General features: G+C 73.7%; 13 protein-coding genes. 5 read left to right on the top strand and 8 right to left on the bottom strand.

Going from position 1 to position 17467, the window contains the following annotated elements:
• Positions 1–21: 21 nt before the first annotated feature.
• The 7 genes from KV557_RS11680 to KV557_RS11710 all read right to left on the bottom strand — a co-directional run bounded on the left by KV557_RS11680 (position 22) and on the right by KV557_RS11710 (position 8922).
• Positions 22–987, bottom strand: coding sequence for an ABC transporter permease (locus KV557_RS11680; protein WP_218199762.1), 966 nt, complete (start codon positions 985–987; stop codon positions 22–24).
• A 17-nt stretch (positions 988–1004) separates the two neighbouring features.
• On the bottom strand, positions 1005–2588 hold the full coding sequence (locus KV557_RS11685; RefSeq protein WP_218199763.1) for an ABC transporter substrate-binding protein: 1584 nt from the start codon (positions 2586–2588) through the stop codon (positions 1005–1007).
• A 111-nt stretch (positions 2589–2699) separates the two neighbouring features.
• Positions 2700–4019, bottom strand: a complete 1320-nt coding sequence (locus KV557_RS11690; RefSeq protein WP_218199764.1) for an ABC transporter ATP-binding protein — start codon at positions 4017–4019, stop codon at positions 2700–2702.
• A gap of 57 nt (positions 4020–4076) precedes the next feature.
• A complete protein-coding gene (locus KV557_RS11695) occupies positions 4077–5822 on the bottom strand; it encodes an ABC transporter permease (protein WP_218199765.1) in 1746 nt (581 codons plus the stop codon).
• A 202-nt stretch (positions 5823–6024) separates the two neighbouring features.
• A complete protein-coding gene (locus KV557_RS11700; protein ID WP_308129861.1) occupies positions 6025–6939 on the bottom strand; it encodes a DUF1648 domain-containing protein in 915 nt (304 codons plus the stop codon).
• A gap of 107 nt (positions 6940–7046) precedes the next feature.
• Complete coding sequence (locus KV557_RS11705) at positions 7047–7394, bottom strand: GntR family transcriptional regulator (protein WP_218199766.1); 348 nt, start codon at positions 7392–7394, stop codon at positions 7047–7049.
• 67 nt (positions 7395–7461) lie between these two features.
• A complete protein-coding gene (locus tag KV557_RS11710) occupies positions 7462–8922 on the bottom strand; it encodes a purine-cytosine permease family protein (protein WP_218199767.1) in 1461 nt (486 codons plus the stop codon).
• A 237-nt stretch (positions 8923–9159) separates the two neighbouring features.
• Between KV557_RS11710 and KV557_RS11715 the strand changes: the two genes are divergently transcribed.
• The 4 genes from KV557_RS11715 to KV557_RS11730 all read left to right on the top strand — a co-directional run bounded on the left by KV557_RS11715 (position 9160) and on the right by KV557_RS11730 (position 14618).
• The gene (locus KV557_RS11715; protein WP_218199768.1) at positions 9160–11544 is read left to right on the top strand and encodes a DUF4118 domain-containing protein; all 2385 of its coding nucleotides are present in this window, start codon (positions 9160–9162) and stop codon (positions 11542–11544) included.
• A 327-nt stretch (positions 11545–11871) separates the two neighbouring features.
• Entirely contained in the window at positions 11872–12426 is a 555-nt protein-coding gene (locus tag KV557_RS11720) for a universal stress protein (protein ID WP_218199769.1), read from the top strand.
• 6 nt (positions 12427–12432) lie between these two features.
• The gene (locus tag KV557_RS11725; protein ID WP_218199770.1) at positions 12433–12858 is read left to right on the top strand and encodes a hypothetical protein; all 426 of its coding nucleotides are present in this window, start codon (positions 12433–12435) and stop codon (positions 12856–12858) included.
• A gap of 356 nt (positions 12859–13214) precedes the next feature.
• Positions 13215–14618 carry a hypothetical protein gene (locus tag KV557_RS11730; RefSeq protein WP_218199771.1) on the top strand — a complete coding sequence of 468 codons (1404 nt, stop codon included), beginning with the start codon at positions 13215–13217 and terminating at the stop codon, positions 14616–14618.
• Positions 14619–14791: 173 nt separating this feature from the next.
• Here the strand turns inward: KV557_RS11730 and KV557_RS11735 are convergent, their stop codons facing one another.
• A complete protein-coding gene (locus KV557_RS11735; protein WP_218199772.1) occupies positions 14792–15778 on the bottom strand; it encodes a S1C family serine protease in 987 nt (328 codons plus the stop codon).
• 128 nt (positions 15779–15906) lie between these two features.
• Here KV557_RS11735 and KV557_RS11740 point away from each other — a divergent pair, with 128 nt between their 5' ends.
• The gene (locus KV557_RS11740; RefSeq protein ID WP_308129862.1) at positions 15907–17460 is read left to right on the top strand and encodes an APC family permease; all 1554 of its coding nucleotides are present in this window, start codon (positions 15907–15909) and stop codon (positions 17458–17460) included.
• The last annotated feature ends 7 nt before the right edge of the window (positions 17461–17467 follow it).

Raw genomic sequence — 17467 nt, forward strand, 5'->3', positions numbered from 1 at the left:
TCCGCAGGCGCAGCAAGGTGGTCAATGTGCCCTCCTGGCCGCGGGGTTGAGCAGCGCGGCGAGGGCGTCCGCCGCGAGGTTGAGGGTGACGGTCAGGCCCGCGACGAGCAGGGCGATCCCGAGCACGACGGGCGTGTCGCGGGAGGCGGTGGCGTTCACCAGCGCAGTGGCCAGCCCCGGGTAGCCGAACAGCGACTCGGCGACGAGCGTGCCCCCGAGCAGGTAGGCGAGGTAGCGGGCGAGAACGGGGACGGCCGGGACGACGGCGGCGGGCAGGATCCAGCGCAGCACCACCCGGTGCTCCGGCACCCCGCCGAGCCGGGCCGCGAGGACCGCGTCCGACCCGGCCGCCTCGATCACCCCGGAGCGCACCAACCGCACGTTCTGCGCCAGACTGACGGACAGCAGCGTGAGCACCGGTAGCACCAGCAACTCCGGCTGCGTGAACGGGCTTTGCCCGGCCGCCGGAACCGACACCGCAGGCAGCCAGCCGAGCCCGACCGCGAACAGCAGCACCAGGAGCGTCCCGACTACGAACTCCGGGAGGCTGACCAGCGTGAGCGTGCCCAGCGACACCACCCGGTCGGCGGCCCGCCCGGCCCGGAGCCCGGCCCACAGCCCGAGGCCGACCCCCAGCGGCACCAGCAGCAGCGCCGTCACCGCGCCGAGCAGCAGCGAGTTGCCGGCCCGCTCGGCGACGAGCTGGGAGACGGGCGTCCCGTTGGCGTACGAGGTGCCGAGGTCGCCGTGCAGGGCGTGCCAGAGCCAGTGCAGGTAGCGGGTCCACGGCGGATCGTCCAGGCCCAACTGATGCCTCAACACCGCGATTTGCTCCGGACCGGCGCGCCCCGCGAGACGGGCGGTGGCCGCGTCCCCGGGGGCGAGCGCGGTGGTGGCGAAGACCAGCGCCGAGGCCGCCAGCAGGGTCCCGACGGCCCCGGCGCTCGCTCGAAGCGCGCGCCTCAGGAGCCGAGGAACACCTCTCACGAGCCGAGGAACACCCCTCACGAGCCGAGGAACGCGTCGCGCAGGCACGGGTAGTCGAAGAACCCGCGGGCCTGGACGCCCTGCACCGACGGCTTCGTCGCCGCGACCGGCGGGATCCGGGCGAACACCGCGTCCCCGCCCAGGTCGTAGAGGTGGTGCTGGACGTCGTGCACGGCCTTGGCCCGCTTCGCGTCGTTGCCGACGGTGGTGTGCATGGCGGCGATCAGCCCGTCCAGGGTGGGGCTCGCGGGCCCGGTGAACGGGTAGGACGCCTTGGAACCGTAGAAGAAGGAGAGCTGCAGCGGCAGCGGCATCGCGTGGTACAGGTTGGTCTGCAGCGGCGTGCTGAGCAGGGTCTTGATGTCGGTGTAGTAGTCGGCGGCCGGGATCTTGTCGACGGTCACCGCGATTCCGGCGGCCTGCGCCTGCTGCACGAAGGCGGTGGCGCTCTCCAGCGATCCGTACTCGTAGTCGCTGGTGCGGACGGAGAGCCTGACGTCGCCGAGCCCGGCGTCCGCGAGCAGCTTCTTCGCCTTCTCCGGGTCGTGCGCGCGGCGCGGCAACGTCGTGTCGTACCAGGACTGGTGGCGTCCGAGCGCGTCGTCGGCGACCTCGCCGTACCCGAGGGTGACGGTGCGGACCATGGCCTCGCGGTCGATCGCGTAGCGCACGGCCTGGAGGGCCTCGGGCTTGGTGAACGGCTGGGCGCCGAGGTTCATGGTGAGGGCGAGATCGCTCCACAACTCCTGGGGGGCGGTGACGATCCGGAGGTCCGGGTTCTTCGCCTCGGCCCGGGCGGCGGTGAGCGAGACGCCGCCGGCGTAGTCGAACTGGCCCGCCTTGACACCGTTGAGCCGGGCGCCCGCGTCGGCGACCGAGGCGAGCTCGATCTCGTCCAGGTACGGGCCGCCGCCGAGGGAGGCGCCCCAGTAGTCGGTGCGCGCGGTGAGCAGGCTGCTCGCGCCGCGGGTCCAGCTCTTGAGGACGAACGGCCCGCTGCCCAGGGCGTGTTCGAAGTCGGTGGTGCCGGCCGGGAAGACGAAGACGGACTGAGCGAGGGCGAGGTCGAAGAAGCCGTCCGGAGCCTTCAGCGCCAGGTCGAGCGTCCGCGGATCGCGCACCGAACTCGCCACCGGATCCAGGCCGCTGAGCTGCCCGGCCTGCGTGGTCGGGTTCCCGGCCAGGGTGCGGAGGCTGAACAGCACGTCCTCGGCGGTGAGTTTGCGCCCGTCGCTGAAGGTCGCGCCGTCGCGGACGCGGACGGTCCAGCGGGTCGCGTCGGTGTTGGGCTCGACGGACTCGGCGAGCCGCCAGACCGTCGCGCTGCCGTCGATCTCGCCGAGGGTGTCCCAGATCAGCCGGGCGCGGACGTAGTCGACGGCGCTGCCGGTGGCCTGGAGCACGCTGGTGGTCTCGGCGGCCGAGCCGGCGAAGGCGGCCCGCAGCCGCCCGCCCTTGCGGGGCGCCACGGACGGCCCGGCGCTGGTGGACAGTTGGGGACTCGAAGAGCCGCCGCTGCTGCAGGCGGCGAGCAGCCCGCCGGCCATGAGCGCACCGGCGCCGCGCAACAGGGTGCGGCGGTCTATCTGATGAAACGTCACGTCGTCCTCACTCCAGGCATGTGCGAAGTGTGCGCCATCCTAGAATGAAATGATAATTCTTTTCAATAAGACGGAGAGTGTCCGACCGGCTACATCTCCGCTATGGCATCGCTACAGCGCCGCGTCCGCCTCCGTCCCCGGCTCCAGGTGGAACACCGCGTCGTCCGCGTCGTAGTCGTACAGCTCGCCGTACCGGCCCCAGTCGATCGCCGTCTCCAGCTGCCGCCGTGCGTCGTCCGCGTCGTAGCCGGCGCGCAGCAGGTCGAGGAAGAGGTCCTCGCGCAGCTTGTGGTCCTCGGTCGCGGCCAGCGCCTGGACGATCGCCCGGACCAGCGGCGCGCGCCGGGCGGCGATGCGGGCGAACAGCTGCTTGCTGGTGAGGATGTCGGCGGCGGCGAACTCGCGCCCGGTCGCGGTGATCGCGAGCCGCCCGTCGCTCGTCGTCGCGAGGCCCAGCAGCACGGCGGCGTCGACCAGCGGCAGCAGGTCGTCGACCTCGAAGTTCAGCTCGTCGGCGATCTCGGCCAGGCCCTCCTCGCCGCCCATCGCGAGCAGGATCTCCAGGAGGCCGGCCAGCCCGCCGACGCTGGCCGGCGGCAGCGGGGTGGTGATCGGGGTGGCCTGTCGGGCGGCGGGTTCGGCGGCGGGCTGCTCCTCGCGGCCGGTGAGGATGCCGTAGACGGTGTCGACCAGCGCCTCGAACTGCGGGCTGCGCCGGTCGCGCGGGCGCGGGAGGTCGACGGTCAGCTCGAAGCGGATCCGGCCGGGGTTGCTGGACAGTACCAGGATCCGGTCGGCCAGCAGCACCGCCTCCTCGATGTTGTGGGTGACGATCAGGATCGACTTGACCGGGGCCTCGTGCCCGTCCCAGAGCCCGACCAGCTCGGAGCGCAGGTTCTCGGCGGTCAGCACGTCGAGCGCGGAGAACGGCTCGTCCATGAACAGCGCGTCCGGCTCGACGACCAGCGCCCGGGCGAAGCCGACCCGCTGGCGCATCCCGCCGGACAGTTCCTTGGGGTAGGCGCCCTCGAAGCCGTCCAGACCGATCAGGTCGATCGCCCGCAGCGCCCGCTCCCGCCGCTCCTCCTCGCCCACGCCCCGCGCCTGGAGGCTGAGTTCGACGTTCTGCTGGACGGTGAGCCAGGGCAGTAGGGCGAAGGACTGGAACACCATCGCCACCCCGGGGTTGGCGGCCCGCAGCGGGGTGCCGCGGTAGGCGACCGTTCCGGAGGAGGGGGAAATCAGCCCGGCCAGGCAGCGCAACAGCGTGGACTTGCCCGAGCCGGACTTGCCGAGCAGGGCGACGATCTCGCCCTCGACCAGGTGCAGGCTGATGTCGTCGAGCACCGGCAGCGCACGCCCGTCCGGGGTGGTGAACGTCTTGGTGACGTTGGTGGCCTCGACGATCGTCGTGCGCGTGCTGGTGGTCATCGCGGTCGGCTCCTCGGAGGGCGTAGCAGGTCAAGGCGCAGAGCAGTGCACGACGGGTCACAGCGCATAGCGGGTCTCGGCGAGCCGGTACAGCCGGCGCCACAGCAGGCGGTTGAGCGCGACCACGTAGACGCTCATCACGCTCACCCCGACCAGGATCTTCGGGAAGTTCCCGGTGCCGGTGGCATCGGCGATGTACGCGCCGAGCCCGGTGGCGGTGAGATGGTGCGAGCCGTAGTCGACGACCTCGGCGACGATCGCGGCGTTCCAGGCGCCGCCGGCGGCGGTGATCCCGCCGGTGACGTAGTACGGGAAGACCGCCGGGATGATGAACGCGCGCCAGCGCAGCCGCCCGCGGACCTGGAAGCCGGTCATCGCCTCGCGCAGGTCGGTGGGGATCGCGGACGCGCCGGCGATCACGTTGAACAGGATGTACCACTGCGCGCCGAGCGCCATGAGCAGGATCGACCCGGCGTCGAGCGAGATCCCGAGGGCGACGAACGCGGCGGTGGCGAAGGGGAACAGGAAGTTCGCCGGGAAGCTGGCCAGCACCTGCACCACCGGCTGGGCGAACCGGGTGACCTTCGGGTTCATCCCGATCCACACCCCGACCGGCACCCACACCACCGTCGCCACCGCGAGCAGCACCACCACCCGCCCGAAGGTGGCCGCGCCCACGGCGAACGCGTGGCCGAACTCGCCGAGCCCGACGGTGGTGGCGAGGTAGTTGAAGGCCTGCCAGGCGCCGAAGACGACGATCGCGGCGACGGCGCCCGCGAAGAACACGTCCCCGGTGCGCTCCCGGACGACGGTGCGGGAGAGCGGGTGCTCGGCGAGGCCGAAGACCCGCGTGCCGCGGTCCAGCGCGAGCCCGACCGGGCGCAGCGGGCGGGCGGCGAGCTCGGGCAGACTGGAGCGGCGCAGCAGGTCGAGGACGACGCTGCGCGGCCGGTCGGCGGACTCCGCCTCCTCCACCCGGAACCGCTCCGCCCAGGCCGTCATCGGCCGCCAGAACAGCACGTTGACGCCGATCACCATGACGATCATCACGCCGATCGCGATGCCGACCTGCCCGAGGTCGCCGGCCGCGATGGCCGTGGCCGCGTAGGAGCCCATGCCGGGCAGCGCGTAGTGGTGGTTGAGGACGCTGATCGACTCGGAGGCGGCGAGGAAGAACCAGGCGCCGCCGAAGCTCATCATCCCGTTCCAGACCAGCGGGATCATGCCGCTCGGCACGTCGAGCCGCCAGAACCGCTGCCACTTGGTCAGCCGCATCACGCGGGCGGCCTCGTCCAGCTCGCGCGGCTGGCTCATCAGCGAGGAGTGGAACGCGAAGGTCATGTTCCAGGCCATCGAGGTGAAGATGGCGAAGATCGACGCGTACTCCAGGCCGAGCGTGGAGCCGGGGAAGAGGTTGATGAACGCGGTGACGGTGATCGAGAGGAAGCCCAGGATCGGCACCGACTGCAGGATGTCCAGGACCGGGAGCAGCACCTTGTCCGCCCGCCGCAGCCGGGCGGCGGCCGTGGCGTAGACGAAGGTGAACAGGACCGAGGCGACCAGCGCGGCGAACATCCGCAGCAGCGAACGCACCGCGTAGTAGGGCAGGTTGGACGGGTCGGTGGAGACCGTCGCCGGTGCCTGGTCGGGCAGGAACGGCGCGTTCAGCGAGGGTGCGAGCCGCAGCAGCCCGTACAGCAGGGCCAGCAGCGCGGCGGCGACCAGCAGGTCCACCCAGCGCAGCGCGGGCCGGCGCCACACCCCGCGCGACGGGAAACCGCCGTCGCCGACCACCCGCACCACCGCCCGTCCGCGTCCGGCTGCCGCTTGCGTCCCGCTCCGGGTCGGCCGACCTGAGGATCACCGTCGTCCGACCGAGCCGTCCGACCAAGCCGTCCGTCCGACCGAGCCGTCCGACCGCGGTCCAGCCTGACCGCAGACGTCCGGGCCCGCCACCGGAGCGCCGCCCGGTCGGCCGGGTGGCGGACCGGACGGCGCCCTCGCGTCAGGTGGCCGGCGTGCCGGCGCGCGCGGTGAGCGAGTTGAGGAGGGCCGCGCCGCGCTCGGCATCGTCGACGCTGACCGCGAACTCGGCGCCCCGGTGGGTGCGGACGACCAGGCAGATGCCCTTGCGGAGCATCACGGTGGTGCCCAGTCCGTTCATCCGGTAACCCCAGCCGCCCGCCTGCGCCGGAGTGCGCTCCTCGGCGCGCGCCGAGGCGATGTCGTCCAGGGACCAGTGCCGTCCGGGCCGGCCGAACGGGCCGAAGCCGACGTCCAGCCCGTTCGCGGTGACCCGGGCCTGCACCGAGGAGCAGGCGAGCACGATCAGCGAGGTGGGCGTGAGAAGGGTCAGCAGTGACCAGCTCAGCCCGGTCAGCCCGGTGGCACTGGCCAGCGCGGTGCCGACCGAGCCGAGGCCGAGGAGGGCTGCGAACACCTGCAGCCCCGGGCTGCTGGTGCGGGAGAGCCAGACCAGCTGCGCCCCGGCCGGGATCGTCATCACCGGGCTGCGGGGCGGGGCGCCGGCGGCGGCGCCGGGCTTCCGGGTGGCGAGCCAGGCGAGCAGGCCCGCCACGCCCGTCCCCGCGATGATCGCGACGACCCAGGCGTCCATCGGGGCGGCGTCCTGCCACCGCGACCGGTCCAGGTTGGCGTGGACGATCGAGGCCTGCGCCCCCGTCAGCAGCACCCCGCCGCCCGCCAGCAGCGCCCCGGGCAGGCCGGGCTTCTGACCGCCCCAGAAGCGGCGGGCCACGACGGCGCCCAGCACCAGGACCAGCCAGATGCCGGCCGGGAAGAGCATCGCCGCCGTCAGCGACATCGAGCCGTCGGGCTTGCTGCCGCTCCAGTGCGTGGCCACCGGGTCGGGCATCCGGTGGCGGGCCGCCCAGGGCAGGGCGACGAGCAGGGCCAGCACGCCGGCCGACCAGGCCGCCCCCGCCCAGATCCCTCCCCGGCGCGGCCGCTTTCCGTCCGTTACGGGCCCCTCGGCTACGGGCCCCTCTTGTACAGGCTCCGAGTCCGTCACGACATCCCCCTGATCAGATCCACGAGATCGTTCCTGCTGTAGCCGGCCCGGGCCGCGTCGGCGATCAACTGTCGTACGCGGTCCACCAGTTCGGCGCGGGTGTCGGCGTCCGCGGCGACCGTGATGCCACGGCCCCGGCGGAACTCCAGCACGCCTTCGTCCCGCAGGGCGCGCAGCCCGCGCAGGACGGTGTTGGTGTTGACGCCGAGGGCCCGGGAGAGGTCCCGGGCGGGCGGCAGCTTGTCCCCGGGGGCGCACTCGCCCTCGGCGACGGCCCGACGGATCGCGCCCGCCACCTGCTCGTGCAGGGGGCGGGCGTCGCCGGTGTCCAGCTTCAGCAACATGGTGCTAGTGACGATAGCACCATGCGATCAGGAGTCACGAGTGAAGACGATCAGCAGGGGGAGACGATCAGACGGCGGCCTCGCGCCGGTCCTCGTGCGCGGGCTCCTGAAGCGACTCGCGCGCGGGCCGCGCCGGCGCCTTGCCCCGCGCCCCACGGGAGAGCAGCAGGTAGAGGCCGGCTGCCAGGGCCCCCGACAGCAGGAAGCTGACGTCGACCCCGCTGGTCAGGGACAGCAGCGGCCCCTGGTAGGCCGGGGTGTCCACGGCGCACAGCCCCAGCGCACTGCCTGCCGCCCAGGCGACCGTGGCCGGCAGGTTCCAGCCGGCCCGGTACCAGTAGATGCCGCCGCGCGTGCGCTGGTTGAGCACCTGCAGCGACTCCTGGTCGTAGTCGCCCCGGAAGCGGCGGTGCCCGATCAGCGTGATGACCGCCCACGGCGTGCCGATCGCGGTCAGCACCAGCACGAACGAGGTGACGGCGTCCTGCGCGTTCCACACGAAGTGGCCGAGGAAGACGAGCACGGTCGCCAGGGCCGCCACGACGTACGTCGCCTGCAGCCGGGTGGCGCGCGGCAGGATCGCGTCCAGGTCCAGGCCCATGCTGTACAGCATCAGGCCGGTGTTGCCCGCGCTGCCCAGCAGGCCGTTGAGCAGCAGCGGCAGCAGGAACCAGGCCGGGGCGCCGGCGATCAGCCCGTGCACGTAGTCGTTGCCCGCGCCGGTGGCCACCGCGGTGAAGGTGCCGAAGAGCTGGGGGATCAGAAGGCCGAGGAAGAGGCCCACGCAGGTCGACCACAGCACCTTGCGCTCCGAGTGCCGGGCGGGGGAGACGTACCGGGTGTAGTCGCCCAGCAGCGTGATGAACGCGATCGGCCCGCTCAGCCCGGCCGCCACCACTGCCAACAGCCAGGTCGGCCAGAAGCCGCCCAGCAGGTAGGCGCCGTGAGCAGAGCCGTTGAAGTGCGGCGCGAACGCGAACAGCCCGGCCAGCAGCAGGGCGCCCATCGCCCACATCAGCACCCGCTCCAGCTTCAGCAGGAGCCGGTAGCCGAACACGGCGGCGGTCGCGCTCAGCACGGCCAGCACGCTGTACGTCGCCACGTACGCCACGCCGTCCGTGGGCAGCCCGAGCATCCGGTTGAGCGCGCCGACCACGACGTCGCCGCCCACCCACAGCGCCAGCGCCGTGTACCCGAGCGACAGCAGCAGCCCGACCACCGAGCCGATCAGTCGGCCCCGGACCCCGAAGAACGCGCCGGAGCTGGTCGACAGGTTGGTCGCGGTGCGCAGCGACACCAACGCGAGCGGCGCGGTCAGGACGATGCCGGCGACGGTGCCGATCACCAGTGCGCTGAGGCTGCTCCAGAACGAGAGCCCGAACGAGACCGGCAGCCAGCCGAACACGACGACACCGAACGCGAGGTTGGAGCCGATGAGGATGCTGGCGACGTCGCGCGGTGTGCTGGTGCGCTCGGCGTCCGGGATGGTGTCCACCCCGTACTGCTCGATGTGGGCGTTCTGCGGCATGAGGGAAGCCTTCTGGTGCAGGTACCCGTCCGGAATCGGTCCCTCCGGACGGCCCGGCAATCCTTCGCCGGACGGCCGGACCGGAACAAGGGCAATCCGGACGAACTGGCACCTCCACAGCGTGGAGGTTTTGTCGGTTGCCACAAAACCCCAGGTCAGAGCCGGTCCACCAGTCGCCGGTCGCGTCCCCGGGCACGCGTGGCGGAGGATGGACCCGGAGGAGGTGGCGGCTCGGCGGTGACCGGACGACTGCGGGTGTTCCTGGGGGCGGCGCCGGGGGTCGGGAAGACGTACGCCATGCTTGCCGAGGGCCGGCGGCTGCACGACGAGGGCACGGACGTCGTCGTCGGCCTGGTCGAGACCTACGGCCGCCGCGGCACCGAGAACCAGCTCGGCGACCTCCCGGTGCTGCCCCGCCGCCCGGTCGCCTACCGCGGCATGGACCTCACCGAACTCGACACCGGCGCCCTCCTCGACCGCCGCCCGGCACTGGCCCTCGTCGACGAACTCGCGCACACCAACGCCCCCGGCAGCCGCCACCCCAAACGCTGGCAGGACGTGCGCGACCTGCTCGACGCCGGCATCGACGTGGCCACCACCCTCAACATCCAGCACCTGGAGAGCCTCAACGACGTCGTCGAGCAGATCACCGGCGTCGCCCAGCGCGAGACGATCCCCGACGAGGTGGTCCGCGGCGCCGACCGGATCGAACTCGTCGACCTCAGCCCGCAGGCCCTGCGCTCCCGGATGGCCCAGGGCGAGATCTACCCGCCCGACCGGGTCGACATCGCCCTCGACCACTACTTCCGGGCCGGCAACCTCGGCGCCCTGCGCGAACTCGCCCTGCTCTGGCTCGCCGACCGGGTCGAGGAGGAACTCGCCGACTACCGCGCACGGCACGGCATCCGGGCCCCCTGGGAGACCAAGGAGCGCATCCTCGTCGCCCTCAACGGCGCTCCGCAGGGCGAACACCTCATCCGCCGCGGCGCCCGCACCGCCACCCGGGTGCACGGCGACCTGATCGGCGTCCACGTCCGGCCCGACGACGCCACCGCCACCCGCGAGCCGCCCGCCCTCGCCGGCCAGCGCGCCCTGCTGCGCGAACTGCACGGCAGCTACGTCGAGGTGAGCGGCGGCGACGTCGCCCGCGCCCTGGTCGGCTTCGCCCACGCCGAGAGCGCCACCCAGATCCTGCTCGGCCCCACCAGCCGCAGCCGCCTGCGCGAACTCGCCACCGGCTCGGTCATCAACCGGGTCATCCGGCTCGCCGGACCGATCGACGTCCGCGTGCTGCCCGCGCCCGAACCCGGCCTGCTCGCCGTGCCGCCCGCGCCCCGACGCCGCCGCCCGGCCGCCGTCCCGCTGCCCCGCCGCCGCCTCGCGTGGCTGCTCGGCCCGGCCGGCACGGCCGCCCTCGCCTGGGCCCTGTCCCCGCTGCGGACCTCGCTCGCGCTCTCCGGCGTCCTGCTCTGCCTGCTGCTCGCCGTCACCGCCACCGCCCGGCTCGGCGGGCTGCTGCCCGCCGCCGCCAGCACCGCCGCCGGGGCGCTCGCCGCCGACTACTTCTTCACCAGCCCCTGGCACAGCCTCGTCGTCGACCGGGGCGCCGACCTCGCCGCGCTGCTGCTCTTCCTCGCCGTCGCCGGGATCATCTCCCACCTCATCGACGGCCTGACCCGCCGCGGCCAGCAGGCCGACCGGGCCCGCGCCGAGGCCGCCGTCCTCGCCCGGCTGGCCGGCGAGACCGTCGAATCCGGCGCCCGGGCGCTGCCGGAACTCGTCGCCGACCTGCGCCAGGTCTTCGGCCTCGACGGCGCCGTGGTGCTGGTACGGACCGGACCGCTCTGGCAGCCCGCCGCCGCCTCCGGCGCCGTCGTCCCGCTGCGCCCCGACGAGGCCACGCTCACCGTCGAGCTCGACCGGGACGCCGTCCTCGCCCTGCGCGGCCCCGCGCTCACCGAGGAGGACACCCGGCTGCTCGGCCCGTACGTCACCCAGCTGCGCCTGGCCCGCGAACGGGAGCGGCTGGCCGCCCAGGCCTCCGCCGCCGAGTCCCTCGCCCACACCGACGCGCTGCACACCGCCCTGCTGGACGCGGTCGGCCAGGACCTGCGGGCGCCGCTCGCGGCCGTCCGTCGGGAGGCCGCCGCGCTGCCGACGCCGGAGGGCACCCGGATCGGGGGCGCGGCGGAGCGGATGGAGCGGATGGTGGCCAACCTGCTGGACCTCAGCCGGCTGCGGGCCGGGGTGATACCCGTGGTGCTGCGGCCGACGGCGGTAGGCGAGGTGGTGGCCGCGGCGGTGGCCTCGCTGCCCGGGGAGCCCGCCGCGGTCCGGGCCGTGCTCGCCGACGGGCTGCCGCCCGTCCTCGCCGACCCCGGTCTGCTGGAACGGGCCGTCGCCGACGTCCTCGCCGCGGCGGCCCGCCCGGCGGTCGTCGACGCCGGCGCCGTGGCCGGGCGGGTGCACGTCCGGGTCACCGCCCCCGGCCCGGCGCCCGGCGGTCCGGGCCTGACGGTGGCCCAGGGCTTCGTCGAGGCCATGAACGGCGAACTCACCGCCGAACCCGCCCCCGGGGGCGGTATGGCGTACGTCCTGGACCTCGCGCGCGCTCCGGGGTGATCGGTGGCCGTTCATCGCCTTACGGGGTGACGGCAGGGCCTGGTCGTGGTCACGGTTTCAGTAACGAGGGCCGAGGGCTTCCGGCTCGCCCTCTTGACGAACCCCTGGCACCCCGGAGCCCCGCCCTGACGCTCCCTTGGCAGGGCGCCCTGCCCGGCCGCCGACCGTCCCCGGCTCCCTGGCACACCGTCCGCCGTTCGGCTGGCGTATGGAGTCCGTTGGGAAGGCCGGTGGGGGCGTCAGGGAAGCGTCAAGACCGCGGGGTGTGGGGGTCGCCCGACGGTTGGCTGGAACCCGACACAGCGAACGACGACACGAGGACGCATCATGCACGGCAGCCGGCGGTACGAGGGCAGCGGGACACCCAGGGTGGTGGTCGGGGTCAGCGGGTCGCTGGGGAGTCTGGCGGCGCTGCACCGCGGCGTCGCCGAGGCGCACCGGACCGGTGCCGAGGTGGTACCGGTGCTGGCCTGGGAGCCGCCGGGCGGTGAGTTCGGCTACCGCCGCTCGCCCTGCCCGCCGCTGCTCTCCGCCGTTCGGGACGCTGCCGAGCAGCGGCTCCACGACGCGCTCGACGCGGCGTTCGGCGGGGTCGACCCGGGGGTGAGGCTGCGTCCGGTGGTGGTGCGCGGCGACACCGGCCCGGCGCTCGTACACGTGGCCGACCGGCCCGACGACGTGCTGGTACTCGGGCAGAGCGGCGGCCTGCTGCGCCGCCGGTTGCGTCCGGCCGTGTCGGCGCACTGCCTGCGCGAGGCCGGCTGCCCGGTGCTCACCGTCCCGACGCCCGCGCTCCAGCGCGACCTGGAGGCCCTGCACCGCCGGGCCCGGTGGCATCTGCCGTTCGGTCCGGCGCCCGAACTCATCGCCGCGAAGGGGTAGTTCACCGTGCGGATGTATTCGGCCCGGCCGGGCGGTCAGCGGTACCGCCCGGTGCTGGACCGGCTGCCGGTGGCGGTGTCGGGCACGGTGACGCTGGTCGCGGGCGGCGCGTTGGCGCTCGGGCTCGGCGCGCTGGGGGAGTTGCACTCGGGCTGGTTCGCCCTCGTCGCGTACGCGGCGCTGTGCGGGCTGCTCGGCGCGTTCTCCCGGCCCCCGGCGGCGCCGGTGATCGGTCTGGCCGCCTGGCTGTGCTGCAACGCCTTCGCCGAGCACCGGCACGCCGAGCTGGGCTGGGCGGGGCCGTGGCCGGAGGGTGGCCACGTCGCGCTGTTCAGCGCCACCGCGCTGCTGGTCTCGCTGCCTGCGGCGATGCCGCGGCGGACGGTCCGGGCGGCGAGCGTGGTTTTCGGCCATCACCGGTCGCGGTTCTGAAGAGCGGCACGGAGCTGCACGGCCGCACCGCCAAGGTTGCGTCAAGATCACCGCGCGGCGCGTCAGGGAGCCGTCAGGAACGGCCGTCCCACTCATCACCGCACCTAGCGTGAGCTGCGCAGAAACGGTTCGTCACCAGGCCTGTGGGCCCGGGGTGGACCACGCCGAACCCCAGGCCCCGGCCGGTTCCTCCGGGGCCTTCGGCAACCAGTGAAGAACAGGAGAGGGGGCGCGCGGCGATGCCACCGGGTACGTCGAGCGGTACGGTCGTTGTTCGGACAGCGGAATCGCCCGGGGAGGCGAAGCCCGCCACGGCCGTCCCGCCCGCCGGGCCGCGCGCCCCCCGCCTGAGGCCGGTGCGGAACCCGCTCACGTGGTCCACGCCCCGCCTGGTCCGCGCCCTCACCGGCGGCTGCCTCGCTGCCCTGGCCCTCGCCGGCGTCGTCACCGCCACCATCCTCGGCGGCGCCCGGGACGGCACCGACGTCATAGGCCATCAGGCCGCCCCGCAGGTGGTCCGCTCCGCCGACCTGTACTTCGCGCTCAACGACATGGACGCGCAGGCCGCCAACCTCCTCCTCTTCGGCGCCGACCCGGACTTCGCCACGGTCCGCCGGCAGAGCCTCGACACCTACGACCAGCGCCGCGCCCAGGTCGCCACCGACCTCCAGCGCGTCGCCGAGGCCACCGCCGACGACCCGGCCGGCCGCACCGCCGTCCAGACCGTCCTGAGTGAACTCGGCCGCTACGAAGCCCTGGTGGCCCGCGCCCAGCTCCTCGACGACCAGGCCCACGCCCCCGCCGGCCGCCCGCCCGCGGACGCCCTCACCGCCTACCGCGCCGCCACCGACCTGCTGCGGCAGCGTCTGCTGCCCGCCGCCGACAGCGTCACCGCCGCCAACTCGGCCACCGTGGAACGGCGTTTCACCGCCGAGCGGGGCGATCTCGGGTCCGGTTTCTGGTGGATCCTCGGCACGGGCGTGCTCGCCCTCGGCGCCCTCGCCGGGCTGCAACGGCTGCTCGCCGTCCGGTACCAGCGCCTGGTGAACGTCCCGCTCGCCGCTGCCACGCTGCTCACCGTCGGCGGACTGGTGACGGGCGTGGTCCTGCTCAACCGGGCCGACCACAACCTCGTCGTCGCCAAACACGACGCCTACGACTCGGTGATCGCCCTCAGCCGCGCCCGCGCGACCGCCTACGACCTCAACGCCGACGAGAGCCGCTTCCTCAGCGACCCGGCCCGCGCCGCCGCGTACGAGCAGAGCTACTTCGACAAGACCCAGACCTTCGCCCGCGTCAACGGCACCACCCTGCCCGGCTACCCCGCCGCCCTCGCCCCGCTCGCCGACCGCCACCGGGCCGACCACACGTCCGTCGGCTTCGGCGGCTTCCTCGGCGACGAACTGCGCAACATCACCTTCGCCGGCGAACAGGACGCGGCCGAACGCGTCCTGGCCACCTTCCAGGACTACCAGCGCGACGACCGGAAGATCCGCGACCTCAACGCCCAGGGCAGGCTCAAGGAAGCCATCGCCTACGACACCGGCACCGCGGCCGGCGAGTCGAATGCCGACTTCGCCCGCCTGGCGGCGGCCCTCGACGACGTCCAGGCGGTCAACCAGAACGCCATGGACAAGGCGGTCGCGACCACGGACGACGACCTCGACACCATCACGGCGACCATGGGAGCCGTGCTGCTCGCGGCGGCCCTCGCGCTGACCGCCGTCGGTGTGCGGTCTCGGCTGCGCGAGTACGCCTGAGCGAAAACGGCTGCCGTCGCTCAAGTCGGACGGGCCGGTGGAGCCGATGGGGCCGCTGCTGCCGCTGCTCGGCAGCAGCGGCCCGGGCACGACCTGCCGGTATCCGCCGACGCCCACCAAGGCGTCACCGGGGGCCGCCGCAAGTGCACGCAGCGCCACCGTAGTTGAGCCCATCAGTCCTCCGTGCGCAGCTCCGTCGGCACCGCGATGACGTCCACCAGCGCGTCGCCGCGCAGCACCGTGAGCGGGAGCGGGCGGCCGATGGCGTCGGCGCGCATGAGGCGCTGCAGGGCCTGGGCGCTGCTCATCGGCTCGCCGGCGGCCGTGAGCAGCAGGTCGCCCTCCCGCAGGCCCGCGCGGTCGGCCGGGTCGCGAGGGACGACTTCGACGATCCGCAGGCCGGTCTGCTGGCCGGTGCGCCGGCGCAGCGCGGGCGGCAGCGGGGCGGGTACGCCGGCGAGGCCCAGGTAGGCGCGGCGGATGCGGCCGTCGGCGAGAAGGGTGGCGATGATGCGGCGGGTGGTCGCGTTGATGGGGACGGCCAGGCCGAGGCCGTTGCCGGCCACGGCCGTCGTGATGCCGACGACCTCGCCGGTGGCCGTGGTGAGGGCGCCGCCGGAGTTGCCGGGGTTGAGCGCCGCGTCGGTCTGGATGACGTCGTCGACGATCCGCACGGCGCTCCCCGACCGGGTGGGCAGCGAGCGGCCGAGCGCGCTGACCACGCCCGCGGTCACCGTACCCGCCAGCCCGAGCGGGTTGCCGACGGCGACGACCAGTTGCCCGACGCGCAGGGCGGTGGCCTCGCCGAGGCGGACCGGCGGCGGGGTGGGCCCGTCGGCGCGCAGGACGGCGAGGTCGGAGAACGGGTCGGCGCCGATGGTGTGGAAGGGCGCGGTGGTGCCGTCGCCGAAGGCGAGGGTGCCGGCGTCGGCGTGGCCGACCACGTGGGCGTTGGTGAGCAGGAAGCCGTCGTCGGTGAAGACGACCGCCGAGCCGAGCGCGGTCGAGAACCAGCCGCCCCGGCCGCGCCGCGCGACCTGGAGGGCGGCGATGCGCGGGGTCACCGCGGCCGCGACCGTGGTCACGATCCGCGAGTACGCGTCCAGGGCCTCCGAACCGTCCTCGGTGGCACGGTCCGGCCCGGGGAGTGTGCCGGCCACGGCGTCGCCCCTTCCGCTCGCTCCTGTCCTCCCAGGTGCCAACAATGCAGGGTCGCCCCGACTTCCGGCCCCGGCGGTACGCTGGGACGACTGGACCCCCGTCCCCGCACCACCAGGGGGTGGCATCGGTGTCAACCACCCCGGCCCCGCCCCGGACCGGTTCCGGCGCGGGCGAGAAGGGCCTGAAGACCGGCGCTCTGGGACTGCTCTCCTCGGTGTGCATCGGCCTCGCCTCCACCGCCCCCGCCTACAGCCTGGCCGCGACCCTCGGCCTGATCGTGGTCGGCGTGGGCCTCCAGGCCCCGATCATCACCATCCTCGCCTTCGTCCCGATGCTGCTGATCGCGTACGCCTACAAGGAGCTGAACGCCGCCGACCCGGACTGCGGCACCACTTTCACGTGGGCGGCCCGCGCGTTCGGCCCGCGCACGGGCTGGATGGGCGGCTGGGGCATCGTCGTCGCCGACGTGATCGTGATGGCCAACCTGGCGCAGATCGCCGGGGTGTACGGATTCCGGCTGGTCGGCCTGGACTCGTTCGCGGCGAGCAAGGCGTGGACGACGACGGCGGGCGTGGTCTGGATCGTCGTCATGACGGCGATCTGCTACGTCGGCATCGAGATCTCGGCCGCTCTCCAGCGCCGGCTGCTGGCCGTCGAGGTGGTCATACTGGTGGTCTTCTCGGTCACCGCGCTCGTGAAGTCGTACGGCTCCGGCGCGCCCGCCACGGCTCTCCCGGTCGACGCCTCCTGGTTCAACCCGTTCAACGTGCCCTCCGCCTCGGCGTTCACGGCCGGCATGCTGTCCGCGGTCTTCATCTACTGGGGCTGGGACACCGCCGTGTCCGTCAACGAGGAGACGGCCGACTCCGCGCGTACCCCCGGCCGGGCGGCGGTGATCTCCACGGTGCTGCTGCTCCTGATCTACACCCTGGTGGCCACCTCGGCGCAGTCCTTCGCCGGGATCGGGAAGGACGGCATCGGGCTCGGCAACCCGACGCACTCGGGGGACGTGCTCTCCGGCCTGGGCGACGCGGTGTTCGGCACCACCGGCATCGGCGACGTCTTCAGCCGGCTGCTCATCCTCATGGTGCTGACCTCCGCTGCCGCCTCCACCCAGACCACCATCCTCCCCACCGCCCGCACCACCTTCTCGATGGCCACCCACCGGGCCCTCCCCGCCGGGTTCGCCCGGGTCCACCCGCGCCACCTGACGCCGACCTGGTCGACTGTCGCGATGGGCATGGCGTCGATCGCGTTCTACGTGCTGCTCACCGCGATCAGCAAGAACGTGCTGGCCGACTCGATCGCCTCGGTCGGCCTCGGCATCGCCTTCTACTACGGGCTGACGGGCTTCGCGTGCGTCTGGTACTACCGCCGGGTGCTGACCCGCAGCGTGCGGGACGCGGTGTTCAAGGGCGTGCTCCCGCTGGCCGGCGGCCTGATGCTGCTGTACTTCTTCGCCTACGGCGCCTTCGACGTCTACGCGGACCCGGGGTACGGCGCCACCTCGATCGACCTGCCGCTGGTCGGGCGGGTCGGCGGGGTGACGGTGATCGGACTGGGCGCGCTGCTCCTGGGCGTGGTGCTGATGCTGGTGCAGCGGGTGGCGCAGGGCTCGTGGTTCCGCCACCCCGACGTCCCGGCGGCCGCCGCGGACCCGGCCTCCGCGCCCGGATCCTGACGAATCC

It is taken from the genome of Kitasatospora aureofaciens, assembly GCF_019192735.1.
GTDB lineage: Bacteria > Actinomycetota > Actinomycetes > Streptomycetales > Streptomycetaceae > Kitasatospora > Kitasatospora aureofaciens_A.

Bases quoted from the DNA above. Each gene is read 5' to 3' on its own strand.
- KV557_RS11705 (WP_218199766.1), bottom strand. From the start codon at position 7,394: ATGTTGCTGAAGCTGGACACCGGCGACGCCCGCCCCCTGCACGAGCAG.
- KV557_RS11720 (WP_218199769.1), top strand. From the start codon at position 11,872: ATGCACGGCAGCCGGCGGTACGAGGGCAGCGGGACACCCAGGGTGGTG.
- KV557_RS11690 (WP_218199764.1), bottom strand. From the start codon at position 4,019: ATGACCACCAGCACGCGCACGACGATCGTCGAGGCCACCAACGTCACC.
- KV557_RS11710 (WP_218199767.1), bottom strand. From the start codon at position 8,922: ATGCCGCAGAACGCCCACATCGAGCAGTACGGGGTGGACACCATCCCG.